We start from the raw sequence: 26,113 nt of genomic DNA, 5'->3' as shown, positions 1-26,113 counted from the left end.
GATGAAAATGAAAAAACTGCTGTTGACCGCCGCGCTGCTCGCGCCGCTCGCCGCCATCGCTGACGACGCCTTCGTTTACCCGTTCGCCGGCATGAAGGTGGGCGTGACCGTCGAGAACGAGTTCCCAACCATCCTTTACACGGCAAAGAAGTGCGACCTGCCGCTTTCCAACGCGAAGAATATGCGGCGCTACGAGTCCTACCGCGGTGTGTGGGACATTGGCTGCTGGGGTGAGACGATCGACGGCAATGCCGTGATCATCGTGCCGAAAATGCCGACTAAGTCGATGCCGCTCAACGTGCTCGCCCGCGCGGACGTGAAGCGCAACGGCGAGAACACGACGATGACCATCAAGGCGCTGCCGACGTATGGCCGCTAGCCGAACCTCTTGATCACGTCGGCGGGTGGCACCGCCGCCTTGTCTTTGAACGAGTCAGGCAGCACCGTGACGTCGGCCGCCAAGCAGATCACGCTCGTGTACCACTCTTCGCCGCGCGTGTCTCCGCTGACCTCCGCGAGCATCACGTAGTAGAAGCCGTCGTCCTGCAGCTTCGCCTGCATCTCGATCCGCTCGTTCTCGGCCTGCTGGCCCACGTTCAAGCTGTACTCGTACTGCTGAATGCTCGCGTTGTCGAGCCAGATCAGCCGGCCGATCTTTACGCTCGGATTCAGCAGCATCTTCACCTCGATGCCGTTCGCCGTCTGCTGCGGCAGGCCGACCATGCCAGTCGCAGAAGTGATCACCGGGATCTCGCCAGGCATGTATGCCGTCTCGGGCACCATCACCACCTTGCCGTCTTGGATGCTCCAGACGGTCTGCGTGGTGCGCGCGGTCCATCGCATGAAGTCCCGCGCCATGCCAAACATCACCTTGCCTCTCGGCAGCGGGTTCGACGGCAATTCCGGTAGATAGCCCTGCTGCACGCCATACTGGCCCATCGCAGTGCATACGGCCGCCACATGGTCGGCCGGCGTCGACCCGGCCGCGAGCGTCGTGTTCACCACGGCGAAGTTGTACGCCGAGTCGCCGTCCGCCGCAGTGATATCGATGAATGTATCCGTCTGGCTCTCGCGCCCGCGCCGTACCTGCTTGATCTGTCCGTCGAAGATGATCCCGTAGTTGCCCTCGTAGCCGGCCTGCAGCACGACGCGCGTGAATTCCTTACTTTGGGCTCGTCGTGCCGTATTCGCGGACACGTTGTAGACGCGGATCCGCGCCGAGTTCGGCGTCTGCAAATCGCCCCGCTGCACGCGGAACACGATCCGCAGCTCGGACAAGTCAAGTGCTTCTCCGCTGTCGAAGCCGATGATCAACGATACCTTCCGGCCGAACTGCTGAACGCTCATTGATCCGTCACCCAGAAAACATGCGACCCGATGCCGAGATCCTCGTACGTCGCAACGTCGTCAGGATCAGCGGCGCCCTGCACCCACATCCGCCCTTGGAACCCAAGGTGCTTGTACTGGCCGAGCAGGTCCATACCGGTAACCAGCGGTATGCCCGATACCAGGGGATTGTCCGATGCGTCAGCGATGTCGAGCACCCATCCCGCGCCGCCGGCCTTGCGGTACTGGACGGTCAGGCGATAGTCAGTCCCGCTCAGCGTCACGGTGAAGCGCTCCGGGCGCGGAGAAAACGGAATCTCGAAGAAGCTCGGCATCACATACTCCCCGGCGGCACCGCGCCGCCCGGAGCGGGCGTCGCGGGCATTGCTGCTTTCGTGCCGCCATTGCCTGTTTCAGCCGTCGAAGCTGGATCGGCCTGGTTCTCTTTCGGAGGCAGTTTCGTAACCTGCGTCGACACGATCCGGATCTGCTTGAGCGTCGCCGTCAGGATCAGCGCGCTCGACGTCTTGGCGTCAGTCGTGAGCCGCAGCCCCTGCAGAAGCATGTTCTGGTAGAAGCGGCGGCTCGTCGTTACATCGAACGGCGTGCGTGCCTGCTGTAACGCAAGCAGCTGCGAGTAGATCGCATTCACGTACTGCGCCGATGGCAGGCCACCGCCATCGAACGTCGCTTCCGCGGCGCCGAGCAGTGCCTCGTAATCGGCATTGCTCCAGCCGCAACGTATCGCGACATCCGGCTGCCGCTTGAAGGCGTGATCGGTGATCTGCGCCCCTTGCTCGACCGGATGTTCCGTGATCGTGAGCTCGTCGTTGTAAACCTCCTCGATCGCGACCTGCACCGTAATGCTGCCGATCTTCTTCGGCGAGATCATGATCATGTCGAGGATCATGCGACTACCCCCTGAAGGTTTCGAACCAAGTCGGAATTCACCGCACGCTGCTCACGCTCAACTGCCCGGCCCGCTGCGGCTGGATCACCAGCGCCGCTCACGTGAATCTGCGTGGTTTGGTTCACCTCGACCTTCGTCGCAGCCGCCGACGTGGCCGCGGCTTGCGCCATCGCGGCAACCGGCTGCTGATAGGTCGCGCGCGTATTGCGCAGCGCCGCCTCCATCTCGGCAGCCGAGATGCTCGCGCGGTTGTTTCCCTTGCCAGCGTAGTAGCTGCGACCGGTATCCGGATCTGCCACGCTCGCCCACTCGCGCGATGCTGCCCGCAATGCCGCGCGCAGGTCACCGCTTCGCCCTTCCACGTAGTCGGCGATCGCGCGCCGCTTGTTGCGCACCAGGTACTGCTCGAAGATCCGATCCTGAAGCCGTCGATCGAACATCTCATTGCCTCTCAGCTTCAACCCACGCGCAGCTTCGGCCAGCGTGCTGCCGATGATCTGATAGCGTCCGGCCGCGTTGAACTGCCCGGCACGCTGCGCGGCCATGACCTGCGCCAGCGTCATACCCTCGAGGTTCTCAGTGCCGGCACGGTAACCGCCTCGCGCGCCGCGATTCACGCTGTTGTAATCGCCTTCACCGCGTGCGATCAGCTTGCCGAACGCCGTGTCCGCGAGCTGGCCGAGACGGCCGGCGAGACCGCTGTCGTCGGGAATGGAAACACGCTCAATCTGCGGCGCCGGCAGCTGCGGCTGCTGCGGCAGCTGAGTCAGATTTTTCGGACCGGACGTTACCGAACTCGGTACAGATGCCTTTTCGCCAGGCTGCGCGGGCGCTGAAGCCGGAACAGGCGCACCTGATGGAGCCGGAGCCTGAGCCGCCGCCGGTGCCGCTGCCGGGGCAGGAGCCGGTGTCCCCGACGACTCGCGAACGGGAGTCGGTTCCGGCGCACTGGATGGCGCCTGAGTCGGTGGCTGATCAGAGCGCGGCGGCGTCAGCTTCGCGCCGCCTCCATCTTTCACGCTGTCGATTTCCTCCTGCGTGTAGCCGCCGGTCGCGTCGAGGCCGCGGCGATCTTTCAGCGTGAGGATGTCCCACAACGAGCGGAAGCGGCCGCCCGACAGCTGAGCGATCAGCCCGTCGACTTTATCGCGCAGCGCATCGCCGATCTTCCAACCTGCGAACGCAGCACCGACGGCAGCCACTGCCGTCGCGAGACTGCCGAGCACCGAAAGCAGACCGCCACTCGCGGCAGTAGCACTTGTCGTCGCCGCACCCGCTGCGCGCAAGGCCCCTGCCATCTTCAGGATGCCGCCAGCGATCCGAAACACACCCAGCGCCTTCAATGCCACGCCGAGTAGCAGAATCTTCGTCGACCACCCGTCGGTGCCACGATCGAGCTCTACAAACTTGTCGGCCAGCCAGGCTAGCGGCGGCCCCATTGCTGCGGCCGCCTTTACGACAGCGTTCGCGACATCGGTAATCCGATTCGCGATCTCATCGCCGTGCTCGTCCATCCACCGTTGAAAGCGATCGAGGCTCGGCCCGATCTTCTGCAGCATCGCGCCCTCGACACGGATGCCGAGATTCTCGAACGACGTGCCGAGGCCGCGCAGCTGCGTCATGAACCGGTGCGAGTCGTCCGCAGCCTTGTCCAGACCCGTCGTCTGCGACATCTCGCGATACTGCTTCAGGAGCTTCTCGAAGTCCCCGTTGCGCATCGCGAGCATCAGGTTCTCGTCAATGCCGAGAATGTTGCCGTATTGGTTGGCAAGCCAGGTCGGCTTGTTCGCCAGCGACTTCCCGAGGTCCGACATGATGTCGACCGTGTCGCGCAGCTCGCCGTTTGCGTTGCGCGTCTGCACGCCCAGCGTCGCGAGGTATCCCTCGCCCGCCGGGTTGTTGCGCAGGAAGCGCGCAAGGTTCTCGATCGTGCCGGTGGCCGCCTCGGCGGAGACGCCCATGTTGCGCGCGGCGAACTCGAAGCCGCGCAGGTTGGTTGCCGATGCGCCCGTGCGCTGCGACACGAAATACAGGCGCTCGAGCTTCGACGCGAATGCCGCGACGCCGGCGCTCACCGTGAGCGCGGCGCCGGATACGGTGGCGATCAGCTGCTTGACGCCCTTCGTCGTGCCTTCGACGCCTTCCTTGAAGTTCTTCAGGCCCTTCTCGTCGACCTTGAAGCCCAAAGCCACGAGAAATTCACGGATGACTACGCTATCGGCCATTTTTTAATCCGATGATGGGTACCATTTCAGGTCGATACCGTCTGACATCTAAACCGCGTATGTCACGAACAAAAGCACTCACGCAGGATCGTCTCAAACAGCTACTTCACTATGATCCTGGAACTGGCGAATTCACGTGGCGCGTATCTCGCGGAACCGTGAAAGCTGGATCGAAGGCCGGCAGCAACAACCAAGGGTACGTTGACATTAGCATCGACGGAGTAATGCACAAGGCGCATCGCCTCGCGTGGCTGTACATTCACGGGAGATGGCCGGACGACGAACTCGACCATCGAGTCGGTCGCCGATCTGACAATCGAATCACTCAGATCCGCGAAGCTACGCATGCCGAAAACATGCGCAACCGAGGCGCATACGCGTGCAACAAGTCTGGCTATGCCGGAGTCGACTGGCGACCCAGTAGAGGGGTATGGCGCGCTCGCATTGGTCTCGACGGGAAGCAAATCCATGTCGGGAACTTCGCCACAGCGGAGGAAGCGCACAAAGCGAGAATTGCACGGCTGAAGGAGATGCAGGACGAGTTTAGGCGCCTGCCTCTTGAATCCTACTCAGATGCTCCTGAATAAGCGCTTGATTCTCGCCCTGAACCGCTAGCATGTCATTCATCAGCGCAATGTCGGCGAGGTCCAACGTGCCATCCTTCAAGCTCTCGTAGCTACACATGCCGCGCATGACCGGATACAACAGCCAGTCCTCTCCTCCCGGAAGGCTCCGTAACTCTAACGAGCCGAGGTCTCGCTCGCCCCGGGGCTGGAAAGGAGACCTTGAATAAAATTGCCGAGGTTCGCCACCACGACGCGCACGACGAGCGGCAGCATCACGTCGATGCCGATGTCGTCGAACATTGACGTCTTGTGAGCGGCGGACCAGATCTTCGCCCAGCCAGCACCCTGCCGGCGCTCGACGACAGACAGGCACGTGCCGAAGACGTATTCGGCGTCCTCGTCCTTCAGGCCGGCCAGCGCATCAGCGAACGGCTGCAGCACCGGCGCGATTGCATCGACGAGCGTCAGCAGCTCGCGCGGCTGGTCGACTACAGGCGCCGCCTCCTCGCCGCTGGTGAGCGCCGCAAGCGCGGCGTTCGCGCGGGCCTGCTCGCGCGCGACATCGGCCTGCTCGAGTTCGGCGTAGAACTTCATCAGCACCGGAATCATCGGCGGGATGATCGGCGCGATGCGCCGCGACACGTGGAACTGCTGCATCGCGCTCAGCTTGCCGATCGCGTATCGCACGCTGTTCAGTTGGACTTCGGTCGTCATGCTCAGTACGTCCCGAGGATGTTGTCGATCTTGATCGAGTCGAAGACCCATTCGACGATGTCGCCGTCCTTCGCGTATTTCAGATCCGGCGCCTTCTTGAACGCGCAGCTGCGCGCGGTCATCACGTCGCCGGCCGCCGTCTGCCGAACCTCGATCAGGTTCTTGCCCCACAGGCGACTGTCGAGCGACTGTGCGTCGTACAGCGCCATCAGCTTCGCGTTAATCGGCGCGGTCTTCAGGTAGCGCAGCGTGACCTGACCAGACTTGTCGGCATGCAAGCTGTGCATGCCCTCGCCATCCGAGCCGATCGTCATCGTGTTCTTGTCGCCCGCGCGCACGATCGTGATGCCTTCTTCCGCGGTTGCTTCGCCGTAGCCGAGCGAGAACGCCCCGCCCGGGCCCACGATCGTCGCCGCGACGTCCTGAAAGCTGTAAGTCGTCATGTTGAGATGCCCTTGTTAGCGGTTGACGTTGACGAGGATGTCGACGCTGTGGATCGCGCCGGCTTCCTTCGCCGCGACCTGGAACGTGACGGACTTGCGCGCCTCGCGATCGGCCTGTGACTGCGTGGCGATCGGCGGTGCATAGACGTAGTAGCCCTGCGCCAGCGTGTCGCCCTGACTCAGCGCGCCGAAACCGGCCGAATTCCAGACGCCCGGCGCGAGATACCCGTTGTTCACCCCCGCCTCGCCGGCCGCGGAGATCGTGGCCGCGATCGTGGCGTTGCCGCCGTCGGTCTGCGGGATCTTCGTCGGGCTCTGGTACAGAAGGTTGTAGACGTCCGTCTCGATCCGGTTACGGAACCAGATCGCGTTGTATACCGAGTCGATGAACAGGCCGCTCGGTGTCACGCCATACTGGATGATCGACGTGTCGTTGCTGTAGTTCACGAACACGTTGCAGTTCTTCGCCTGCAGGGTGTTCGCCTGCGTGCTGGTCAGTTGTTCGGCAGCGACGCTCGGCTCCTGCTTTAACATCACCGTGATCGTCGTGTTGTTCCCGTCGAAGTTCACCGTCAGCAGCCGGCCAAGCAGCGACGACACCGCGTACGGCGTCGCGCTCGAGTACTGCACGACCGTGTACTGGAGATTCAGCGCCTTCAGCTTGCTTGCGATGTCGGTCGACACAGTCGAGTCGAGCACCTGCGGGTTCTGCGTCGTGATGCCATAAATATGGCGCTGGTCGGCCTCGATGAGCGTTGCGACCGCGATGTGCTGCGCGTCGGTGATCGACGCGTCAGCGAAGTCGAGTCCGAGGAATTGGTTCGCAAAGCGGTCAAGGAACACCGCAGCAGCGTCCACCGGCTGTTCCGGTGCAATGCCGGCCGCCGGCGTACCGGCGAGGCTGCTGGTCAGTCCGAGCATGGACGACACGTCCGTGCCACTGCCTGGCGCGGTCGCGAACCCAACGGTCGAGCTGGTACCGGACGTGCTCGACGTCACCACGAACTGCGAGCCGCTCCACGCGATCGTCGCGCCGGTCAGCTTCGCGTTGATCACCGTCGCGACCCCATTCAGGTTAGTCTGCGCGGAGAAATCGAGTGCCGTGACAGTCTTCGCGGTGCCATCGATCGTGATGTTGAAGGCGCCCGTCGTGATCGCCTTCCAGACAGTGATGTCCTGCTGCGCCGTCGACAGGACGCCACCACGCAGCGACCCGGACGTCGCCGTCTTCGCCCAGCGGCCGATCAACAGTTCCTTCGGCTTCGGTTTTTGGTTGAAGTACAGCGCAGCGGCGTAGTACTCCGGCGTGTTGGTGCCGAAGTCGGGCGTCACCTCGTCGATGCCGCCGTACGAGCGCGCACGCTCATTGGTATCGATGACGGCCGACGGGCCGAGAATCAGCCCAGTGTTCAGATTCGCGCCCTGCGCCGCGAGTGCGGCGAGGTTGATCGTCACGTTGATCAGACGCGATACCGGCAATCCGTTGGACATGCTGGTCCCCTACGAGTGGATGTTCGAAACGCCGGCCACGGGCGTCGACGAGCCAGTCGTCGTCGCCACGGTGGCCGATTTGAGGTTGAGGACCGCGTAGGTCCGGGTGATCTTGCGGCGCAGCGTCACGGTCATGTCGTAGCGCCGCACCCACTGCTGATTGACGAGATCGGGCGCCGGGCGGATCGCACCGACGCCGACGAACGCCATGTCCAGCAACTGGAGCTGCTCGCGGTTCTGCGGGATCGCGAGTCCGTCGGCGAGGCGCTGCGCGTATCCCTTTGCACGCGGCCCGTAGAACGTGCACATCACGTCGACGTCCTGGTGCCGGATGTACGTGTCGTGCCCGTCACCCGTGCCGTCGTGCTGAATCGCCGGGCCCGCGTCCGGCTCCTGCTCCTGCACGCCGAACGCGCACCAGTCGACGGACGGCTCAGGCTGCTTCGGCACGGTCGGCTGCCAGCGCGGCCGCACGAAGTCAGGCGGCAGCGCCGTGACGCCCGCAATCAGGTCGTGCACCAGATCGTCAAGGGCATCGTCCTCGGCCGGCGGCGCATCGACGGCTGGCGCCAGGTATCCGCCGGTCGAGCTGTCGTTCATGGGGTCATCCCGAAAGAGGCTTCAGGTCGCACGTCGCGCAGACGAAGCCGCGGCCGAAGTGCGAATAGTCGTTCACGTTCACGACGGTGTAGGTGCGCCCCGCCCACATGACTTCGTCGGCGTCATGGCCGGCACTCCCGTCCATCAGCCGGAACATCGTGTGCAGGGTGATCGAGCCGACGATCCGGCTGCCATCGGCATTCCGATGCAGGATGTCGCCCTTGTCGCTCGTCACGACGGCCGAGAACGGCGTCGAGGTGGGCGTGTTATGCGCCCGCCCCTTCTCGTCCGTGACCTGCGTCATGCGGTTGCAGATCAGGCCCATGTCCATGAAGTCGGGATCGAGCAGGACGTCGGTGACGTCGAGGAAGGCCATGCGAAGCCCCAGAAAAGCAAAAACCCGCCAAAGCGGGTTTCTTTCGATTCACAGGCAGATTGCCTGTGCCCTGGTTGAACTTCTCAGTTCAGGCTGCCGCGTCCTGAACCTCATCGCCAAATTTCGAGGCGACGTAGGCGCGCATGGCAGCGATCAGGGGCGTAGTTGCCTCTTGCGAACGGTGTATATAGAACATCCCGCCGCGCGCATCAGCATCAAACTCGTATGCCGCGCCCCACATTCCATCCTCAAATGGCTTGAGGATGATCCGTTCGCGCTCGATGATCGCGCCTCCTTGCGCCCATGAGCTGCTTGGATGCCAGAAGTCCCAACCAAGATCATCGGAGCCAAAGTGCACCATCAGTTCGCCAGCAATGTTGCGCTTGGCGCGCATGGTCATATGGCCGTGCATGTAGCCTTGCTCCAGATCGGCGAGAGCGACCCAGTAATCCAACTCTCCGCCGGTCAATTCCGAAATCTTCATTCCGTCTCCATACGCACGCGAGGCGGCCGCCTCTCTCGCAATTCTACTTCTTACGGACCACGTAAGTGATCGAGTTGCGGTACTGGGCGGTATCGACCAGCGTGTTCTCGCGCATGACGCCGCGGCGCCGGCGCGCGGCCAGTGTCGAGTCAGCGAGCTTGGGCTGGATGTTGCTGTTGATCTTCGCGCGAACCGAGTTCTGTGCGACAAGGCCGGCGCGATTCAGGCTGCGGTCGACTTTCTCGAGGTCGCCGTCGAGCGCCGCCTCGACGCCCTTCTGAAGCTGCGGCTCGAACTTCGGCCGCGCGTCCTGCACGCCGGGCACCAGGTGCGGGCGCGCCGGGATATTGTTCGCCGGCGAGCCGTTTTCCATGATGTAGCCGATTTCGGCGTTGCTGAGCGGCTCGCCCTCATCCTTCCGGCCGGCCGTGCTGTCCGGCACGCCGACCAGCACCTCCTTCTGCACGAGCCCGCTGATCGACTTCAGCACCTCGTCGAGGCGGTCGATTTTCATGCCGTCCATGGGATTCTCCCGATGGGCGGCGACAGCATTACAGCTGAATGCCGCCCGAGCCCATCATCAGCGCCATGCTGAGATAACGAACGCCGTACATCGTGGCGTTCCAGAAGCCGCCGTCCTTGATGGCGACGGCCTCGGTGTTGTAGCTGGCGCTGACCTTGTCGACGGCCTTCGACGACTGCGGCCCGGTCACCTGCCCGGGCACGCCGCCGACTGCCGCCGTCTTCTGATCCTTCAACGCCAGCGCGAGATGATGCGCAGTGACCAGCGCGACGCCCAGATCAGTCAGCTCGCCCCAGCGATCGGCATTGACGAGCGAGACCGCGACCGTCATCCAGAATTGAACGAGAGAGTCGGGGTACGTCGTCGTGTCGTTGAACTCGGGAAACGACTGTCGGAACTGGGCGATATCCACGTGTCACCTTGCCAATATGCGGATGCCCGGCGCGCGCCAGCATGGCGCAGCGCCGGGAGGCCATTATGCCTTCTTCCCGCTGCCGGACTTCTGCGCCGCGCCGTCGGCTGCGCCATCCTTCGCGGCCGCCGCGGCGTCCTTCTGGGCTGCGTCGAAGGCGGCAACCCGCGCGGCGAGATCCTGCTCGCTCGCCGCAACCGCAGCTTCGCGCGTGTCGAGCGCCGCCGCGCGGTCGTCCAGGCCCTTGCCGAACGTATCGAGTTCGGCACGCAGCTTGTCGAGACGATCGGACTCGGCTTGGAGGCTCGCCTTCGCCGCTGCGGCTGCCGCCGCCTGATCGGTCGCGTCGCTCTGCGATCCAGCCGAATCGCCGGAAGTCTCCGGCAGAGGGCCGGTGTGCGCCTTCGCGTACCAGTGCTCGGCGATGAAGTCCTCGACTTCCTGCACACCAGCCTCGACGCGGCGAATGACTTCCTCGCCCTCGCGGGCAAGCCGGATCGTGAACGCCGTCAGAACGTTGATCTTCGCCATGTCAGATACCGTCCCGGTAAGCGGCCGTCGTGCCGTAGCGCCATTCGACGCGGCCGATACGCGACCAGTAGGTCGTGATCTGGAACAGCGAGCGATACTCGAGCGGCGTGCGCTGCAGGTCCGTCATCGGGAACTGGACGTACTTCTTGTCGCTGTTGTACGCCACCATCCGGTCCACGGTGCCGAGCTGGCCCTGCGTGCCACCGGCGCCGGCGCCGATCAGCCACTTGAGCTCGAGGATTTCCAGCGGCGTGCCCTGCTGCGTGCAGATGTTGTTCTCGAGCAGGTACGTCAGGATCGACTTGCTGCCGGCGTTGCTGATGATGCGCGCCGCGATGCCACCGAGCGTGCCCGGGGGCAGCATCAGGCGGTTCGGCTTCACTTTCCAGCCGGACGCTTGCCACGCCGACGTCAGGATCTCGTTGACGTCCTTCAGGATTTCGTCCGGCGTCTTGGTGTTCCACTGCGGCGTGCCGGCGGCGCCGTTCGCGACGTTCGAAACGCTCCCGACAGCACCGATCGAGTTCACCAGCCCGGTGAAGCTCATCTGCGGATCGCCGTAGTAGACGATCTGGTCCAGGTCCATGTTGCGTTTCATGTTCATCGCCTCGACCTTCTGCGAGTCGATGGGCATGCCGAGCGCTTGCGATTTGATCAGCTCGGGCACCGTGTACTTGACCTCGGCACCCCAGAGCAGCATCGGCTGCGCGGTCTTGCCGATGTCGACCGACGGGCCCGCCAGCGCGTTGCCCTCGTTCGAGATCCAGTTCAGGCCGTTCGGGTTGATACCGCCGCTCATCCCGAACGCCGAGTTCGTGAATGACGCGACTTCGTCGGCCGCCGACACGTCACTGCGGATGTAGATGTCGCGCGACCAGGTGTATTCGACGAGCGGCTCGTTGAGCGTCTGGTCGAGGCGTTCGAGCTGACCGTTCAGGAATACGCCGGTCGAGTCGATCGTCGCGCGATCGTAGGTGTACTGCTGGTCCTGCGTACGCGCGCGGATCAGCCGGCGCGTCGCATCCGCGACGGCCGCCGACATCGGGATCGAGGCCCCGGCCCGGCGCAGGTGCTTCAGTTCGGACATGTCCATGTAATGGCTCCAGAAATGCAAAAGCCCCGCGATTGCGGGGCCTCGGGTGAAGCGCTGTTCAGCGCCGGATCAGATGTTGACGGCGATTTCGGCGATGCCGTACGCGTCGGCCGGGCCGTTGAAATACCAGTTCGAGGGCATCGCGACCGTGTTCGTGCCGTCAGCGGCCGCTTCGAAACCACCGAGCGGCTTGCCGGCAGCGGCCGCCGCGACGCGCACATAAACCGTGCCGTTCTTCGTGGCCGGCGCGGTGCCGCCCAGCGCGGCATTGAAATAGCCGCGCTTCAGGATGTCGGTCGGGCCGCTGGTCGGCGGCGTCGACGTGCCGAGCGGATCGTTGCCGTTGCCCTGGATCGGGTACGCGCGCAGGTTCACGCCGTAGACGAGCGCGGCGGTGTCGGCCGCGTTGTTGATCGGCTGGATCTTGCCGTTCACCATCTTCACCGGCACACCGAAAGCCGTCGGCGGCGCCGCCGGATCGATCAGTTGCGTCTCGATCGTGGCGACTTCGGCGCGCTGAAGGTCACCGGCAAAGCCTGCCGGCATGCGATATTGATAAGCTTGCAACGAGGGCATGTCGGCTCCTTTACTTGCGGACCTTCCAGAATTCCGCGTGGATTGCGTTGATGTCTTTCCGCTCGGCCTGAGTGGAATCGTTCGTCCGGCTCTGCGTCATGCCGGAGTTCTTGCCGCGCACGACCTCCGACGCTGCATTGAAGAACGCCGTCACGGAATCGCAGGTCATGCTGGCCACGTTGGCGCCGCCGACCACCGACTTGACCAGTTCGGCGTTCTCGTTTTCCAGCGCCGCGCGCAGCGCGCGGCGGCGCAGCACGCAGATGGCGTCGACCGTCTTCTTGCGTGCAACCTTCGCGTCGAAGGTCGGCAGCCGCACGCCCGGCGCGAGGATCTCGGCGCGCGAGAGCGCGTCCTGGAACTGGTCGCGCAGCGCGGTGCTGTCGCCAGTACGCGCGCCGGTCTTGTCGTCGTCACCCTCGCCTGCACCGTCGTTGTCCATCGTGCCGGTACCGTCCAGATCGTCGTCATCGCCGTCACCGTCGCCGGTCTGCGTGCCCCCGCCTTCGAGCTTCGTCACGCGATCGGCGAGCGCGTCGATCTTGCCGTTGGTGGCTTGGATCGCGTCGAGCACTTGCTTGAGCGGATCACCTTCGCCACCGCCCACACCATCGTCGCCCGTCGCGGAGACGGCCGCCTTCGGATCGGCGCCGGTACCAGGCATGTGGATGTGAATCTGGGGTTGGCCGTCGCCACCCTCGCCGCCTTCGTCGCCGGTCATCTCGCTCGCGACCTTCTCGAACGCTTCGGAATCGCGCGTCATGAACGCCTTGCGCAACGCGTCGACGAACTTGGAGCCTTTCTTGGTTGCCATGCTTGCATCTCCTGTCGGGAGTAGGTTGGAACTGCTATCCCCGATCGAACACACGGGGCCACAGCGGGCGCTTTTCACGAGGGCGACGTGGTTGCCCACGATCACCACCTGTCGCGCCCGCCCAGGCGCAATCTGTTCGTAGTCGGCGTCGTAGCCGTTGCTGACCTGTGTGAGCGCGTCCGCACCCTTGCTCTGGACACGTCGGATCGCCTCGGCGTCGGTGATCAGCAGGTCGGCGAGCATCAGCTCGGCCTGGTCACCCTCACCTTGCCGTACGTTGCGGACCGTGCCGCGCGCCACCGACATGTAGTTCGCCGGCGTCACAAAATCCGGCGGGTGGTCGATCGTGATCGGCTTGCCTTCGAAACTGGCGAGCGTCTCGGGGCTGAACAGCACGTCGGCCGTGCGCTCGGCGACGATGACGCCGTCCTTCGCCTCGATCTCGGGCAGCTCGAAATAGGCGTAGTCCTGCGCGCCGACGCGCGCGATCGGTACGGCCTCGCAGAGCAGGAAACCTTCGGGCGTGATCGACTGCCGCTCGCCGAGTTGCTCGGTCGCATACACGCCCGACGCGGTGATGCCGTCGCGCGTATGCGCGCGTGCGCGTGCGCCGCCGGCGCCGCAACTACAAGCGTGGTCCGCCGTAGGAATTCGAATGGTCCGCATCTGGATCGAAATTGGAGGTACGTCGTTGATTCAGCAGGGAATCTGCAAGTCGCGAGGACTTGGCTATAATGCGAACTGGGACGGTCGCCGGAGGTGAGCCGACTGCCGAAAGGCAGGGGGTGCCTTATTTAAACGACGGCCGGCCCTATTCCCCTTCCCGCACCAGGCCCTGGTTGTAGTACCGATGGCCGTCGTAGAACACCTTCACCGTGATCACCGCCCGATAGCTCTTGCCGTCCAGCTTGAGCGGAGCCGAGTACGTCTCGACCGCCTTGACGTTCGGATCACCACGCTTGTCGGGCTGCGAGTCGATCAACCGAGCCTTCGTCAACAGGTCCGGCAACGCGGGGATGGAACGCAGCACCTCATCGTGACCGGTCGCCACGGTGTGTCGGATCCCCCCGTTCGTCACCTCGATCTGGTTGCCCGTCGCCACGTTCTTGAACTTCTTCCCAGCGAACTGCTTGCCGTAGGCGATCGCCTTCTGGCGTAGTTCCTTCATGCTGGTGAAGTCGCCAAGCTCATTGCCCTTCAGCGTCGTCGGCGCGGCCGCCGTCGGCCCAGTGGCCCCGCCTGCTCCGAACTGGCCGTTCGCGGCTCGCGGATGCTTCGATTCCTCCCACGACGCGTCATACGTATGGAAGTAGATGTGCAGATGCTTGGGCATTGATCAGTCGGGTCTAACGGGCTTGGCCCGGCTGGTACGGTGTGCGCGCGATTGCTGAACGTTCAGCGTTCGATGCTGGATCGGACGCCGCGCGCAATGACGCCGCGGATTCGCTCGTAGTCGGGTTCGGTGCGCGTGAGCCGGCACCAGACGGCCAGGGATCGGACGTATAGCGGCAACCACCACGCGGTGCGCACTCGCACGCGCAACGTCGTTCGATGTGTCGTCACGTTCAGTCCACCCAGTCGGGAATCTCGACCGTCTGCCCGGCGAGTTCGTGTGTGCAGTCGCCGCAGAACTGGATCCGGCCATCCGTGATGAATGAATGGCAGACGTTCTGCTGGTCACCGGGCCCGGGCCACGAAACGAGGATCGACGGAGACAACGTCGGTGCATCCACGCTGCCGTTCCAGTTCCATCGCGCCGGGTTCGGCGAATCGCAACCATGCGGATAGACGACGTGCAGCTCGCCGCATGGGCACTCGAACAGCAACGATCCGCTGCTGTCGCGTTTCATCTTCGCCATATCACCCCTTCGGAAGCACGACTTCGGCCCAGCATCGGCAGTTGTAGATGCAGCCCGGATGCGCCCGCGCGCCGGACCGCTTATCCGCGATCGGCGGCTTGTCCCACGTGAAAAACTTGCCTTCCAGCTCGCGATGGTCCTCGCGCACGTCCGAGTCTCCCGACGTCCGCCAGAAGTAACCGGGGCTGCCCACGTCGAGTGCGCGCGCCTCGGTGAGGGTCGCGGCCGTGCGGCTAACCTCGGTTCTCGCGATGGTGTCGGCCCGGCTTTTCGCGACCTGCCCGGACTCCTGAATCGCCTTCGAGATCTGCGCGGCGCGCGTGCCGTCGACGATTCCTTCCAGCGTCAGCCGGTGCACACGCTCGGCAGCGTCCAGCGGAATTGACTTGATCAACCGCACCTGCTCGGACAGAAGCGCACGCATCGTCTCGCCGGTGGCGGCGCCGCGGATCTCTTCGCGCAGCGCGCGCGACATGTCTGCGGCCTGCTTCATCCACATCTGCTCGTCACGCCGGTTCAGGTCGGCGATCATGCGCGCGGCGGTCGCTTCCGCCCACGGCGCGAGCGCCTCGGCGTACCGCCGCAGCAGTTCCTCGATCGTCGGCGCATACGACGCGTCATCGGCCGGAAATCCGTTCACGAGCACGCCGACCTGATGGGCGATCTTGCGCAACTGGCTGCCGTACTGCCGCTCGGCACCGCTCAGCCGAACGGGGTTCTTGCGCCGGTCGCGCTTTCGATCGAGGGTGAGAATCATCGACGTCGGAAAAGCCTGCGAAGCAGAGAATCGTTCGTGCGCGCGCCCGCACCCGGCAGCGGGCCGAGCGGAAGCGTCGGATCAATTCCCGGCGGATCCTCGCCCTGTTCGTCACGTTCGGCCTGCTCGATCGCATCGTCTGGGATGTCGCCGAACATGCCGGTATCGGGCGACGACGCCTTCAGCTCGCGCATGCCCTGGCTGCGCGGAATCAGGTCGGCGTCGACGGCCTTCGTCACCGAATCGACCGTCTTGTTGCCGATCTCTGCCTTCTCCGCGGCCGACATCTCCTGCAGCGGGTTGAACTCGTACGAGAAGTCCTCGGGGAGCGGCTGCCCGATTTCCGAACGACACATCACGTCGAGCAGCCCGTGCAGCGGGTTGCGCAGCCGCCGCTCCTGCCGCGTGTGCACTTTCTCGTGATACAGCAGGCGCGATCCTTCGCCGGTGTCGCTCAGGCCGGCCGGCTGCTGGCCGAACAGGCGATCGAGCGGAATGCCCGTCGCGCCGCTAAGCTGCATCGCGAACTGCAGCATCACGTCGGACAGCCCGCTGAACGTGTACTGGTGCGTCTCGAACTTGTCGGTCGCGTCGATGAGGGTGATGCCCTCGTTCGACTGCCCGAGCCGGATCATTTCGACCTGCTTCAGCAGGCCGTTCAGCGCCGGGCCGCCGGCCGCGATGATCTCGCGCAGTTTCTCGACGCTCAGCGTGCGCAGATGCGCCTTGTAGACGAGCTGTCCTGCACCGACCGTCGCGCTGTCGAACGCGATGAGCCGGTCCCACATCGGCTCGAGGATCGACAGGCCCCAGCCGTTCTCGCTGATGCGCTGGTAGAACGGCAGTGCTTCACCGTCCATTCGCAGCACGCGCGAATGGTGAATGCGCCCCTGCGGTAAACCGATCGCCGTCGGCAGCACGTCGTAGTACTTCGGCATGCCGAGATCAGGGCCGAACTCGGTCACGACCTCACCGACCGGCGGCGCAACCATCCAGCGGTCGAGCACGAGCAGGCCCTTGAACTGGCCTTTCCCGATCGTCTCGCGCCGAAGCGGCTGCGACATGTCCTGGCCGTCGATCAGCATCACCGCGATCGCACCGCCGTACAGCTGCGCCCACTTGCCGGTGTCGCAGAGCTGGTCCCAGATCGCCTTACGCGTGAGCGCCGTCTCCATCTTCGACACGTCGGTCGGATCGAGCCCGGACATCTCGATGCCCTTGCGGGTCATGTCCTCCGGGATCGCGTCCACTGCGGCGCGCACGATCCACGAACCGCGATAGGCGGCTTCCAGCCAGACGCGGTTGCGGCTCTGGTACGTCAGCGTGTACTGCGCCGCCGACGCCTGGTTGTCGGCGCCCCATCCGAGCCGCGCTTCGAAGTTGGCGAACGAGTCAACCGTGCGATGGCCATGCGTTGCCGCCGGCGCGCGCGGCGGCCGCGTCTGTTGCTTCCGTTTCGACATTCCGGGAAATCCTGTCGTGCTCAACCGGCAAGCCGCTCCCAGACCGACAGGTCCTTCGCGCCTCCCAGCATGTCGTTGATTGCGTCGACCATCGGGTCAATCTGGTCGTCGTGCATGTGCGTGTCGTCAGCGGTGAACGAGTCGCACTCGGTCAAGAAGTCGCTGACCCATGGGGCATCCAGCGGCACGCCGACGTTGCCGGCGTCGATGTGGCTGACGACGTCCATGACGCGCGTCAGCTTGTCCTTCACACGCTCGATGCCTTCGATCGGGATGCCGCCCTCGGCCTGAATATCCTGAATCAGTCCGGTACCGCTGGACTTGTCCTCGACCTTCATCTGACGCAGCACCGGCGCGCCCGGATTGTCGGCGCCGACGGCCGCATGCTTGTTCCAGAAGTCGATCGCGCGACGCTTCAGCTCGGGCGCCTTCCACTTCCCGCGCACCAGGTCGATCAGGTACAGGCGGTTGTCGTACCCGAGGCCCCAGCACTCGAACACGCTGTAGTCGTTCCGCTCGGCGGTCTTCTGCGCCGTGTCCGCGAAGATCTTCCGGTACTGGAGCTGCGGCAGCGCGCCATAGCGCAGGAACTTGCCGCTCTGGATGATGCCGCCGCCCAGCGGCGACGGCCGCTGCATGTACTGGCCGTTGAAGACGTACGCGTCCGCCTTCTCGGACGCGAGCAGCTCCTGCAGCGGCTCCTTGTACGGCCAGTAGCTGTAACGGCCGTCCGCGTCTCGCTCGTCGCGCTCGACGCGGTCGCGGATGTGCGCGGGCAGCTTCGCGACGTACTCATCCGTGATCAGCGCCGGGATCTCGATGAACTCCCAGTCGCCCGGCAGCTTGCGCGCCTTGATGAAGCCTGTCGGATCTTCCTCCGCAAGCCGCTGCATGATCACGATGATCGGCGTGTCCGGATTCGCCTTCCGGCTCTTCACGGTCGACTGCAGCTTGCGGTTAGCTTTGTCCCGGTTCGTCTTGCTATACGCGTCCTCGACCTTCAGCGGGTCGTCGATGATGATCGCGCCCTGCCAGCCCTCGGCCATGTGCCCGGCCCGGAAGCCAGTGATCTGACCGCCGAGCGAAACCGCGTACACGCCGCCGGCCTTCTTCCCGTCGACGAGCACGTTCCAGCGCTTCTTCGACTTCGCGTCGTCAGCTACCTTCAGTGGCCAGAGCGCCTGATACTCGTCGGATGCGACGATGTCGCGCGCCGTCTCGCTGTTCAGCAGCGCGAGGTCGTCCGAGTAGCTGATGTGCAGGAACCGCGCGCGCGGGTTCAGCGCGAGGCCGCGCGCGATCAGGTTGATCGCGACCAGCTCAGTCTTCGACGAACCCGGGGGCACGTTGATGACGACGTTCTTCAGCGTGCCGTCGATCACGCGCTGCACCGTGTCGGCGATCAGCACGTGGTGCCAGTTGACGCGGAACTTGATCGCCTGCCGGTGCTTGAAGAAGTACCGGCTGAAAAACAGGTGATCCCGCTCGCACTTCGCCTTCAGGACGGCCCGCTCGATGGCGGGGTCAATACTCGTCTTCGAGCTTGGCGACGGCGTCTGCGACCTGCTTTTCATCGACGACGACCGTCCTCTGATCGATTGGGGCGCCGTCCTTACCGGTGTGTTCGAGCCGGTGCTTGTTCGTGAATGCGTCCCCTGATTCCTTGGCTGCCTGTTCGAGCAGTTGAGCCATCAGCGGGATGTTGCCGCGCTCCTCGGCGACGCCGACGGCGCGATCCAGCTTGCGCAGACGCACCGCGCGGTGCGCGACGCCGATGCGCGATGTGTCGTTGAGGAACTCCTCACGCGTGCGCTCGAAGATCTCGCGGTATTTCTTGCTGAGCGTCGATCCCGCGCGCTTCGTTGGGTCGTAGCGCTCGCACTGCTGCGGCGAAACGTCGACGCCGAACTCCTCCCGCACGGCCTTCGCGGTGCGCGAGATCGTGTCGAAGCACGCCAGCGACTGCACGATGAACACCTTGATCGCGTCGGGAAGTGCTGCCATAGCGGGAAAACGTTCGGGTTATGCGGCCCGCAGGATGCAGGTGCCGCAGGCGCGGGCGATGTCGACGTGACCGACCTCGGGCGCGCGCCGCGCGGCGTCGACCAGCTTCGCGGTGTCGCCCGCACCGCCGGCCACTCCGTAGCGCCGGACGATGCCGACGAACTCCTCGACGTCGTGCCCGCGGATGCCGAGCTTCGGCATGCCGTCCTTCGTGAATGCCGGCGCGCCGAACTCGTCGGCACGCTGACCGATGTGATACAGCTCGTGCTCGATCAGCGCGCACCACTGCAAGTCGTTGCACTCGCGCGCGTAGTGCGCGTCGAGCGTGATCAGGAACGCCGGCACGCGGCCGAACCATTCGAGGAACTGCTGTTCCTGCCGGGCGCGCTGCCAGCCGCCGGCGCGGATCGTCACCTCTTCGCACTGGCCGACGACGCGCCGCATCTGACGCACGTTCTCGACGGCCGCCCAGAGGTAGGCGACGTCGGCGTCGACCAGGTGCTCGTGATCAGGGTTGTGCAGCGGCGCGCCTTTGCGCAAGAGCGTGTGGTACACCCAGTCGTTAACGCTGTCGGCCGGTGCAATGCGTCCGAACCAGTTCGATTCGTCAAACAACGTATCAGGTGGAACCGGACGCAGATTCGACGCGGCCATGCGATCCCCCAAGGTAGTCGCCATGTTCTGATCCTCGAATATGCTCCGACGTCGTAGAATCAAAAGTCCACACTACTTCGGGGAAACTATGGAAAAGAAAGAATTGGAAAAGGCAGCACGGTCGCTCCGACATATGGTCGGTTTTGCCGGTGGCTTTGCGCGTACCGGAACACAGAGCCAGGTGTTCCATGCATTCGAGGAAGCTGCAACAGCTCTCGCGAACTTGATCGCTGTCGTAGAAGAGCAGCAGAAGGAAATCGAACGTTTGAAGGCAAATCAGCCGCGCTAATGCGCTTGCGTTCCGCCCCACTCCGATCGACAGCGATCAAGCGGAAATGGCCCGCTGGCTTTCGCTCAGCGGGCACCAACCACAAGGCGATCACAGAAATGGAACGAGAATATCTATTCAAGTACTACACGAAGCGTTGGGGACATGCTGAAACACTGCGCATCCGCAAAACGGATGAGGGTTGGCACGTCGACCACTTGTCATTCAAAGGTGAGACGAACAAGGCCGGAAACCACCTGCTCTACGCCAATTTCGACCAAGACTACGTGAAGTACCCGACCGGGCTCGGCGGCTTCTTCGAGTTCATCTGGGACGAACTTGACAGTGGGAACATTGACGAAGACCGCGCACAACAGCTTTTCGACGAACTCGGTGAGTGGGTAGCGAACTGCGAAATGAGCCAACCTGTTTGGCGAGGCTGGAACGCATAGCAAACGAAAAAGCCCGCTGGCTTGTCGGCTCAGCGGGCTTTAGTCGCAACTCTGCAATCTGACGAAAATCTACACCCTGTCCGCCACATTTGCAAGGGGAATTTCCGCCGTACCCCTTACGCCTCAACGGCCTCGGCGATCGTCACGTTGTTTCGCTCGAAGAGCGGAGTCAGCCGCTTCACGGCCTGCTGCTCCAGTCCGACCAGGCGCTTCCTGATGATCTGGGCGTTCCGCTCGAGCGTCCGAATCGTGATGTGAGTCTCCTCCGAAATCGCCCGGTACGACAAGCCGTCCTGACGCTGCCGAGCCTGAGAGTGCCCAGCAATCAGCGCCATGATCGCGTCGCTGTTCGTCACGGTAAGCGATGGCCGCAGGTACGTTCGCATCTCGACCAGCGCGCGCTTCCACTCAGCCGACGGCGGGATTCCAGGGTCAGCCGCCCGCGTCGCGCTTGCCGGCCGCGCCGGCATGCCGCAGGCATAGCGGAGCCACACCGCATTGCGCTCCGGCTTCAGCAGATGGTCATGCACGGCCGCGACGACCATCGCGCACTGGGCCCGGATTTCGTCACCGCTCAACCCTTCGAAGTTGATCGTGCCCGACGAAGTGCCGTACAGGTAGTCGAGAAACTCAGCTTGCCGAGCACTCAGGCGGCCGACGGATTCAAGGATCTGGATCAGCGCGAGGCGGAACTGTTGCTTCTGCCGCGGCGGCAGCGACGTCACGAGAAAGCTGACGTGCAGCGCCTGTTGCGTGTTCTCGAAGATGGCGATCACCGGCCACCCCGCGTCATCATCGCCAGCGCCTGGCGCGTGCTGAGCTCGGCCATGTACCCCGACAGGTTGCTCGTGAAGTCCGGCCGGATGCGCGTGTCGACGTGCGTGCCCGGCGAGCGGCTCGTGCCCGCGAGCGAGTACATCCGGCCGCGACTCTCCGAATGGCAGTCCAGCCGCGCGAGCGCAACGTCGAGCGCGAGCAACTGGCGCACCGACGAAACGGGATGCTTCATGCGGCGTGCGAGGTCGTGCGCCGAATACCGAACACCGGGCTTCATGGCCGCGATGATGGCGTTGATCGTGAGTTTTCCGTTTGCTTTCAAGGCCCCGCTCCTTATGCTGACTTCAGATTCAATTCGATCGCCTCGATCCGCACGCCCGGCGTGCGCGCGTAGCGCTTCGACACCCAGAGGTCGACGACCTGGCCGTCGTCGACGTACACCACCCCGTTCATCCCGTCCTTCAACGCCTTGACAACGTTGTCGGCGTCCGGCTTCTTCGTCGCGCCGATGGCGCCGGCGGCCGCCTCGCCCTGCCGCTTGTTCGACCAACTCGCCGGGATCGGCAGGCCGATGTGCACGATCAGCCGAATCGGGCCGGCGTACGGCGCGGTGCTGCGCATCGCCGCGCGGGCGGCCATCTTCACGAGGTTCTCGTACCGCTCGGTTTTCTCGGGCGTGTAGGTCGTGACGTGCGCGCCGCGGCGTGCGAACCTCGGACGCCCCTTCGCGAGAGGCGCACCGGGAACGACGAACTCGACGCGCTGTGCGACCGGCGATGCCGCGATGAGCGACTGCTGGGTCATGCCGTCACCTCACCGGCCACGTCGTCGGTCACCAGCACGCCGCTGATCGGGCGCAGCCACGCATCCGGAATCCATCCGGTCTTCAGCTCGCATGGCCGAAACGTGAGAACGTCCGTCGCCGGGATAGGCGTCGGTGCCTCGACGAACCAGCAGAAGCCGAGGTGCAGGTAATCGCCGTAAGGCGCCTTCACCTCGACGATGCGGTCGCGGGCTTTGCCACGCGTGATCACGGCCATGTCGCCGACTTTGCAGTTCATCGCCCTTCCCCCATCAATGCGCCGGCCGCGACGGGCCCGGCAGTGTTGCGAAATGCGCGGTTGTGCTCGTCCCACCACGGGCCGTCGCCGGCCGCGTCGAACACGCGCAGCTTGAAATCGAACGGTGGTTCCTCGCGGCCCTGCTCGACGCCGAGCGTGCTGCCGTGCTCGACGATGCCGGTCCACGATCGCCACCAATCGCCGACGGTGCACGTGCCTGTCGCTGGCGTCGCGGCGCGCGCGGCGAGGAGATCGCCGAGGATCGTGTCGAGGAATCCGACGTTGAGCGGTTGCTCGGAGCGCTCGCGCTCGCGGCGCTTGCGGCCCGTGGCGACGGCCGCACGCAGGTCGTCGACCGTCACGCCGCGCGCGGGCCAACCGGCCAACCGCGCGTCATCGGCGGCGAAGCCGACGCCCGACGAACGAAGGATTTCGACGAAAGCGGCGGCGGCGATCGGCGGTTCTTCCCCACCTCCCTGTGCTGTGCCGCCGCCGCTTGCTGTGTTTACATCTCCCTCTCCTTCTCTCTTGCGATCGGGGGGCGAATCGGGGGGCGATTGCGTTGGTGATCGGGGGGCGATCGGGTTGGGATCGCGACTCGAATCGGCCACGATGTCTTTCACCTGCTTTTTCCGCAGCCATTCCGATTGGGGGGCGACGCCCTTCAGCAGGTGCGCTGCCTCGACAACCTGCTTGCGAACGGCAACCGTGTCGATCTCGATCCCCCATCGCTTGGCATTGCCGACTGAGCCCGACAGGCTGCTCGTGAGCTTCGACAACCACGCCTCCAGCACCTTCTCAGCGGCGACCGGGTGATAGAGCCGACCGTCGGCGCACTTCACCCATCCACGCAATGCGTGATCCTTCACGCGCTTCCAGTTCTTCGCCTGGGACAGATGGCCGAGCATGCGATCGTCGGCCGGCAGGCTGGCGGCCGGAATCTGATGCCAGCTTTCGAGCCACAGCGTGATCGCGGCCGCGCGCTCATCGCCGGTGCCGAGAATCCACGTTTCGGACGTCAACAGGCGCTTCACTTCGAGCGGCATGAACGGAAAATCGCGGAGGTTGCAGTCCGCTGGGGTGAGAGGATTCGGGAGCTGATTCATGCAGATTCCAGCATCAGGCTCGGCTGCCGCAGGCGATCGCGCTGCAGCGGCGTGTATTCAGGATTCAGTTCGCAGCCGAGAAAGCGCCGGCCGAGCCGTTGCGCGACCTGGCCCGCCGTGCCGCTGCCGAAGAACGGATCGAACACGACGTCGCCCGGGCGGCTGCCGGCGAGCACGCAGGGCTCGACCAGCGCCTCGGGGAAGGTCGCGAAATGAGCGGCCGCGTACGGCTGCGTCGCGATCGTCCAGACGCTGCGCCGGTTGCGAGTGCCGAGATCGGACGGGTTCGCACTACGCTCCCGCTCCGCGTAGGAGACCAGTCCAGCCTTCGTCCGATGCTTCTCGTCGGACGATGATGCTGCCGTGCCCTTATGCGACTTGTTGCCGGGCACCTTACGTTTCCCGAGAGTTCCGTTGTCGGCTGCCCCACCGACATAGCAGCCGCCGCGGAAGATCACGCTGTCTTCGTCCTGCGCGCGCGGCTCGCGCATCGCATCAGCGTCGAAGTAGTAGCGTTCGCTCTTGCTCAGCAGGAACAGGTACTCGTGCGCCTTCGTGCAGCGATCGCGCACGCTCTCCGGCATCGGATTGGGCTTCGCCCAGATAATGTCCTGCCTGAGCCACCACCCTGCCTCCTGAAGCGCGAACGCGAGGCGCCACGGCTGGCCGACAAGGTCTTTCGGCTTCAGGCCGTCGACGCGCACATCGGAGCGAGGTATCGGTGCATCGTCGCGCCGGCGGCTCGCCGTCATGGCGCGGTTCGCCTCAGTCTGGTTGCGGCGAGTGCCGTTCAGCGTCGATGCCGTTTCCGGGCCGCTGCGCGAACCTGCGTAGCTGTCGCCCATGTTCAGCCAGAGCGTGCCGTCGTCCGAGAGCAGCTCGCGCGCGAGGTCGAACACGCCGACCAGCGTGTCGATGAACTCGCGCAGCGTCGGCTCCTGGCCGATCTCACGCGCTTTGTCAGGGTGGCCATCAGGCAGATACGAGCGCAGGCCCCAGTACGGCGGCGACGTGACGATCGTCTGCACGCGCACGCCGTCGGCGATCATCGCGCGCATCAGGTCGCGGCAGTCGCCGCGGTGGGATTGGTCGAGCCAGTTCACGCAACCTCCCGCGCGATGTGCGGCAGCGGTTCGGCAGCCGATTCGATCGCGGCCTGGATGCGCTCCAGCTGCTGACGGAGTCGCCTGATTTCGGGATCGGTGCTGAGCCTGCGCGCGGCCTGCTTGCAGGCGCTTGCAATCTCCCAAGCGCCGGCGCTCGCCGGCAGCCCGAGCGCACGCGCGAGCTCGAGGCGTGCGCCGTCGACCTGCGCCGCGTCGCGCTGCGCATGCTCTTTCGCTCGATCGAGGATCAGCCGTCGCTCGTTTTCCGCCTCCTCGGCCAGGTTTTCGAGCCGCTCGGTGGCCGTCTTCAGTCGGCGCTCCGCATGCAGCTGGTCCCGTACTGCATCCGCGACAACGTCACCGAGGCGCGCGCGAAGCTTCTTTTCGAGCGTCCATTCGTTGCACAGACCCGCGCGCAACTGCTCGTGGTTTTGATCAGCGAGCCGCGCCATGCCGTCGATGATCAGCTTGATCCATGCGTCGCGCGGCAGGTTCTCCATGTTCTTCAGCGTCGGGCCCTTCAGCGACCGCCAACCGTCCGGCCCGCGCACGATCAAGCCGCAGCCGGCGGGGATGTCTTCTTTCTTCAGCAGCCCGGCGGGCGCGGCGAAGATCACGCCGGCGGCGAAGCGCAGGTACGACGTCCACTTGCCGGCCGTCACGTCTCGCCGGAAGTCGGCAACGCTGATCTTGCATTCGTAGGCGACCGGCTGGAATCGCGCGAACGAGCACGGCACCGTGTAGACGTCCGGCCGCGGTGAGCCTGCCGGCCCGAGCTGCATGTCAGTCCATACGAGGCGATCGGATGCGCCGCGAAGATGGGCGGCGAGATCCTTGGCGAGGTCATCGTGCGCCCAGGTCATGCTGACTCCCATCGCACGCCAGCTCCCCCGGCCAGTGCGCTATGATGATTTCGCCGCGGGCGTGCGCGGCAGATCACAAGACGGGGAACCAGATGCCGATCATGACCATAACGGCCGCCATCGCCGGCCTGAAGAACACTATCGATATCGCAAAGGCGGCGGTTGCTGCTCGAGATGAGTTGAAGCTTGCTGAGATGCAGCAATCGATCAACGATCGCGTAATAGACGTGCAAAATGCCGCGCTCGCTTTGCAGGAAAAGCAATCTGCGGCCCGTGATGAAATTGACCGGCTCAAGGACGAGCTGAGAGAGACGGCCGCCAAACTTGCCGAAGTCGAAAAGAAACGTACCGACCGCGCCCAATATGTTCTGCACGAACTCACGACCGGTGTGTTCGTCCTGGCAAGCACCATGTCCGATGCGACTGGCCATCCGGCGCACTTTATTTGCCAGCCGTGCATGGACAACAAGGCGCACAAAGCTGTTTTGCAGCAGACCGGTACGCTCGGCACGATCAAGCTTAAGTGCCCCGAATGCTCGACGGAATATCGAACCGGCGAACACGTTCGACGGCCGCCCATGCGGATCTCTGGGGCGGGCTACTGACTCGCAAGCGCAGCAAGCGTGCAACACGACACATCGCGTCTGTTCATCAGTACG

Annotated in this window: 34 protein-coding genes; 4 read left to right on the top strand and 30 right to left on the bottom strand. The window is 64.4% G+C overall.

What is annotated here, in order from left to right; all coding sequences use genetic code 11:
- The first annotated feature begins 7 nt into the window (after positions 1 to 7).
- Entirely contained in the window at positions 8 to 379 is a 372-nt protein-coding gene (locus E9536_RS20315; RefSeq protein ID WP_247873473.1) for a hypothetical protein, read from the top strand.
- Here E9536_RS20315 and E9536_RS20310 read toward each other — a convergent pair.
- The 23 genes from E9536_RS20310 to E9536_RS20195 form a co-directional block, all read right to left on the bottom strand.
- Positions 376 to 1,347, bottom strand: coding sequence for a hypothetical protein (locus E9536_RS20310; protein ID WP_136470482.1), 972 nt, complete (start codon positions 1,345 to 1,347; stop codon positions 376 to 378). The genes E9536_RS20315 and E9536_RS20310 overlap by 4 nt on opposite strands.
- On the bottom strand, positions 1,344 to 1,661 hold the full coding sequence (locus tag E9536_RS20305) for a hypothetical protein (RefSeq protein WP_136470481.1): 318 nt from the start codon (positions 1,659 to 1,661) through the stop codon (positions 1,344 to 1,346). Before E9536_RS20305 ends, E9536_RS20310 begins: the two co-directional genes overlap by 4 nt.
- Positions 1,661 to 2,236 (bottom strand): phage baseplate protein, encoded by a 576-nt coding sequence (locus E9536_RS20300; RefSeq protein WP_060276468.1) that lies wholly within the window; start codon positions 2,234 to 2,236, stop codon positions 1,661 to 1,663. Before E9536_RS20300 ends, E9536_RS20305 begins: the two co-directional genes overlap by 1 nt.
- Positions 2,233 to 4,461, bottom strand: a complete 2,229-nt coding sequence (locus E9536_RS20295; RefSeq protein ID WP_136470480.1) for a mannosyl-glycoprotein endo-beta-N-acetylglucosamidase — start codon at positions 4,459 to 4,461, stop codon at positions 2,233 to 2,235. The genes E9536_RS20300 and E9536_RS20295 overlap by 4 nt, the downstream gene beginning before the upstream one ends.
- A 740-nt stretch (positions 4,462 to 5,201) precedes the next feature.
- Positions 5,202 to 5,741: a phage tail assembly chaperone gene (locus E9536_RS20285; protein ID WP_136470478.1), complete on the bottom strand. Its 540-nt coding sequence runs from the start codon at positions 5,739 to 5,741 to the stop codon at positions 5,202 to 5,204.
- A 2-nt stretch (positions 5,742 to 5,743) separates the two neighbouring features.
- A complete protein-coding gene (locus E9536_RS20280; protein ID WP_060276460.1) occupies positions 5,744 to 6,184 on the bottom strand; it encodes a phage protein in 441 nt (146 codons plus the stop codon).
- Positions 6,185 to 6,199: 15 nt separating this feature from the next.
- Entirely contained in the window at positions 6,200 to 7,675 is a 1,476-nt protein-coding gene (locus tag E9536_RS20275) for a DUF3383 domain-containing protein (RefSeq protein WP_136470477.1), read from the bottom strand.
- A gap of 9 nt (positions 7,676 to 7,684) precedes the next feature.
- Complete coding sequence (locus tag E9536_RS20270; RefSeq protein WP_136470476.1) at positions 7,685 to 8,275, bottom strand: hypothetical protein; 591 nt, start codon at positions 8,273 to 8,275, stop codon at positions 7,685 to 7,687.
- Between the two features lie 4 nt (positions 8,276 to 8,279).
- Positions 8,280 to 8,651 carry a hypothetical protein gene (locus E9536_RS20265; RefSeq protein WP_136470475.1) on the bottom strand — a complete coding sequence of 124 codons (372 nt, stop codon included), beginning with the start codon at positions 8,649 to 8,651 and terminating at the stop codon, positions 8,280 to 8,282.
- Between the two features lie 88 nt (positions 8,652 to 8,739).
- Complete coding sequence (locus tag E9536_RS20260; RefSeq protein WP_136470474.1) at positions 8,740 to 9,135, bottom strand: phage protein NinX family protein; 396 nt, start codon at positions 9,133 to 9,135, stop codon at positions 8,740 to 8,742.
- A gap of 43 nt (positions 9,136 to 9,178) precedes the next feature.
- On the bottom strand, positions 9,179 to 9,658 hold the full coding sequence (locus E9536_RS20255) for a hypothetical protein (protein WP_136470473.1): 480 nt from the start codon (positions 9,656 to 9,658) through the stop codon (positions 9,179 to 9,181).
- Between the two features lie 28 nt (positions 9,659 to 9,686).
- Positions 9,687 to 10,070, bottom strand: a complete 384-nt coding sequence (locus E9536_RS20250) for a DUF4054 domain-containing protein (RefSeq protein ID WP_136470472.1) — start codon at positions 10,068 to 10,070, stop codon at positions 9,687 to 9,689.
- 63 nt (positions 10,071 to 10,133) lie between these two features.
- Positions 10,134 to 10,601 (bottom strand): hypothetical protein, encoded by a 468-nt coding sequence (locus tag E9536_RS20245; RefSeq protein WP_059863049.1) that lies wholly within the window; start codon positions 10,599 to 10,601, stop codon positions 10,134 to 10,136.
- A 1-nt stretch (position 10,602) separates the two neighbouring features.
- Positions 10,603 to 11,694 carry a DUF2184 domain-containing protein gene (locus tag E9536_RS20240; protein WP_136470471.1) on the bottom strand — a complete coding sequence of 364 codons (1,092 nt, stop codon included), beginning with the start codon at positions 11,692 to 11,694 and terminating at the stop codon, positions 10,603 to 10,605.
- 69 nt (positions 11,695 to 11,763) lie between these two features.
- On the bottom strand, positions 11,764 to 12,270 hold the full coding sequence (locus E9536_RS20235) for a hypothetical protein (RefSeq protein WP_136470470.1): 507 nt from the start codon (positions 12,268 to 12,270) through the stop codon (positions 11,764 to 11,766).
- Between the two features lie 10 nt (positions 12,271 to 12,280).
- Positions 12,281 to 13,750, bottom strand: coding sequence for a DUF2213 domain-containing protein (locus E9536_RS20230; protein ID WP_136470469.1), 1,470 nt, complete (start codon positions 13,748 to 13,750; stop codon positions 12,281 to 12,283).
- A gap of 145 nt (positions 13,751 to 13,895) precedes the next feature.
- On the bottom strand, positions 13,896 to 14,417 hold the full coding sequence (locus E9536_RS20225) for a hypothetical protein (RefSeq protein WP_136470468.1): 522 nt from the start codon (positions 14,415 to 14,417) through the stop codon (positions 13,896 to 13,898).
- A 232-nt stretch (positions 14,418 to 14,649) separates the two neighbouring features.
- Positions 14,650 to 14,943, bottom strand: a complete 294-nt coding sequence (locus E9536_RS20220; RefSeq protein WP_136470467.1) for a DUF6527 family protein — start codon at positions 14,941 to 14,943, stop codon at positions 14,650 to 14,652.
- 1 nt (position 14,944) lies between these two features.
- Positions 14,945 to 15,700, bottom strand: coding sequence for a phage minor head protein (locus E9536_RS20215; RefSeq protein WP_136470466.1), 756 nt, complete (start codon positions 15,698 to 15,700; stop codon positions 14,945 to 14,947).
- Positions 15,697 to 17,163, bottom strand: coding sequence for a DUF1073 domain-containing protein (locus E9536_RS20210; RefSeq protein WP_136470465.1), 1,467 nt, complete (start codon positions 17,161 to 17,163; stop codon positions 15,697 to 15,699). Before E9536_RS20210 ends, E9536_RS20215 begins: the two co-directional genes overlap by 4 nt.
- Before the next feature lie 20 nt (positions 17,164 to 17,183).
- Positions 17,184 to 18,737: a phage terminase large subunit gene (terL, locus tag E9536_RS20205; protein ID WP_136470464.1), complete on the bottom strand. Its 1,554-nt coding sequence runs from the start codon at positions 18,735 to 18,737 to the stop codon at positions 17,184 to 17,186.
- Entirely contained in the window at positions 18,688 to 19,167 is a 480-nt protein-coding gene (locus tag E9536_RS20200) for a DUF2280 domain-containing protein (RefSeq protein ID WP_136470463.1), read from the bottom strand. The genes terL and E9536_RS20200 overlap by 50 nt, the downstream gene beginning before the upstream one ends.
- 18 nt (positions 19,168 to 19,185) lie before the next feature.
- Positions 19,186 to 19,845, bottom strand: coding sequence for a putative metallopeptidase (locus E9536_RS20195; RefSeq protein ID WP_136470462.1), 660 nt, complete (start codon positions 19,843 to 19,845; stop codon positions 19,186 to 19,188).
- A gap of 64 nt (positions 19,846 to 19,909) precedes the next feature.
- Here E9536_RS20195 and E9536_RS20190 point away from each other — a divergent pair, with 64 nt between their 5' ends.
- Both E9536_RS20190 and E9536_RS20185 read left to right on the top strand, forming a co-directional pair.
- Positions 19,910 to 20,110, top strand: a complete 201-nt coding sequence (locus tag E9536_RS20190) for a hypothetical protein (protein ID WP_136470461.1) — start codon at positions 19,910 to 19,912, stop codon at positions 20,108 to 20,110.
- Positions 20,111 to 20,208: 98 nt separating this feature from the next.
- Entirely contained in the window at positions 20,209 to 20,541 is a 333-nt protein-coding gene (locus E9536_RS20185; protein WP_136470460.1) for a hypothetical protein, read from the top strand.
- 116 nt (positions 20,542 to 20,657) lie between these two features.
- Here E9536_RS20185 and E9536_RS20180 read toward each other — a convergent pair whose 3' ends face one another.
- The 7 genes from E9536_RS20180 to E9536_RS20145 are packed head-to-tail and all read right to left on the bottom strand — an operon-like array spanning position 20,658 to position 25,454.
- Positions 20,658 to 21,317: a hypothetical protein gene (locus E9536_RS20180; RefSeq protein ID WP_060276420.1), complete on the bottom strand. Its 660-nt coding sequence runs from the start codon at positions 21,315 to 21,317 to the stop codon at positions 20,658 to 20,660.
- Entirely contained in the window at positions 21,314 to 21,640 is a 327-nt protein-coding gene (locus tag E9536_RS20175) for a hypothetical protein (protein WP_136470459.1), read from the bottom strand. Before E9536_RS20175 ends, E9536_RS20180 begins: the two co-directional genes overlap by 4 nt.
- Positions 21,641 to 21,651: 11 nt before the next feature.
- Complete coding sequence (locus E9536_RS20170) at positions 21,652 to 22,122, bottom strand: RusA family crossover junction endodeoxyribonuclease (protein ID WP_021161600.1); 471 nt, start codon at positions 22,120 to 22,122, stop codon at positions 21,652 to 21,654.
- Complete coding sequence (locus E9536_RS20165; RefSeq protein ID WP_136470458.1) at positions 22,119 to 22,379, bottom strand: hypothetical protein; 261 nt, start codon at positions 22,377 to 22,379, stop codon at positions 22,119 to 22,121. The genes E9536_RS20170 and E9536_RS20165 overlap by 4 nt, the downstream gene beginning before the upstream one ends.
- Positions 22,376 to 23,425, bottom strand: a complete 1,050-nt coding sequence (locus E9536_RS41850; protein WP_247873479.1) for a DUF1376 domain-containing protein — start codon at positions 23,423 to 23,425, stop codon at positions 22,376 to 22,378. Before E9536_RS41850 ends, E9536_RS20165 begins: the two co-directional genes overlap by 4 nt.
- Before the next feature lie 56 nt (positions 23,426 to 23,481).
- Positions 23,482 to 24,588, bottom strand: coding sequence for a site-specific DNA-methyltransferase (locus E9536_RS20150; RefSeq protein ID WP_136470457.1), 1,107 nt, complete (start codon positions 24,586 to 24,588; stop codon positions 23,482 to 23,484).
- Positions 24,585 to 25,454, bottom strand: coding sequence for a hypothetical protein (locus E9536_RS20145; RefSeq protein ID WP_060276404.1), 870 nt, complete (start codon positions 25,452 to 25,454; stop codon positions 24,585 to 24,587). The genes E9536_RS20150 and E9536_RS20145 overlap by 4 nt, the downstream gene beginning before the upstream one ends.
- Before the next feature lie 92 nt (positions 25,455 to 25,546).
- On the opposite strand from E9536_RS20145, the gene E9536_RS20140 reads away from it, so the two are divergent.
- A complete protein-coding gene (locus tag E9536_RS20140) occupies positions 25,547 to 26,059 on the top strand; it encodes a SlyX family protein (protein ID WP_136470456.1) in 513 nt (170 codons plus the stop codon).
- Positions 26,060 to 26,113: the final 54 nt, after the last annotated feature.

Source organism: Burkholderia sp. LS-044 (genome assembly GCF_004803625.1).
Lineage (GTDB): Bacteria > Pseudomonadota > Gammaproteobacteria > Burkholderiales > Burkholderiaceae > Burkholderia > Burkholderia cepacia.
This window is presented reverse-complemented; position numbering and strand designations above follow the sequence as displayed.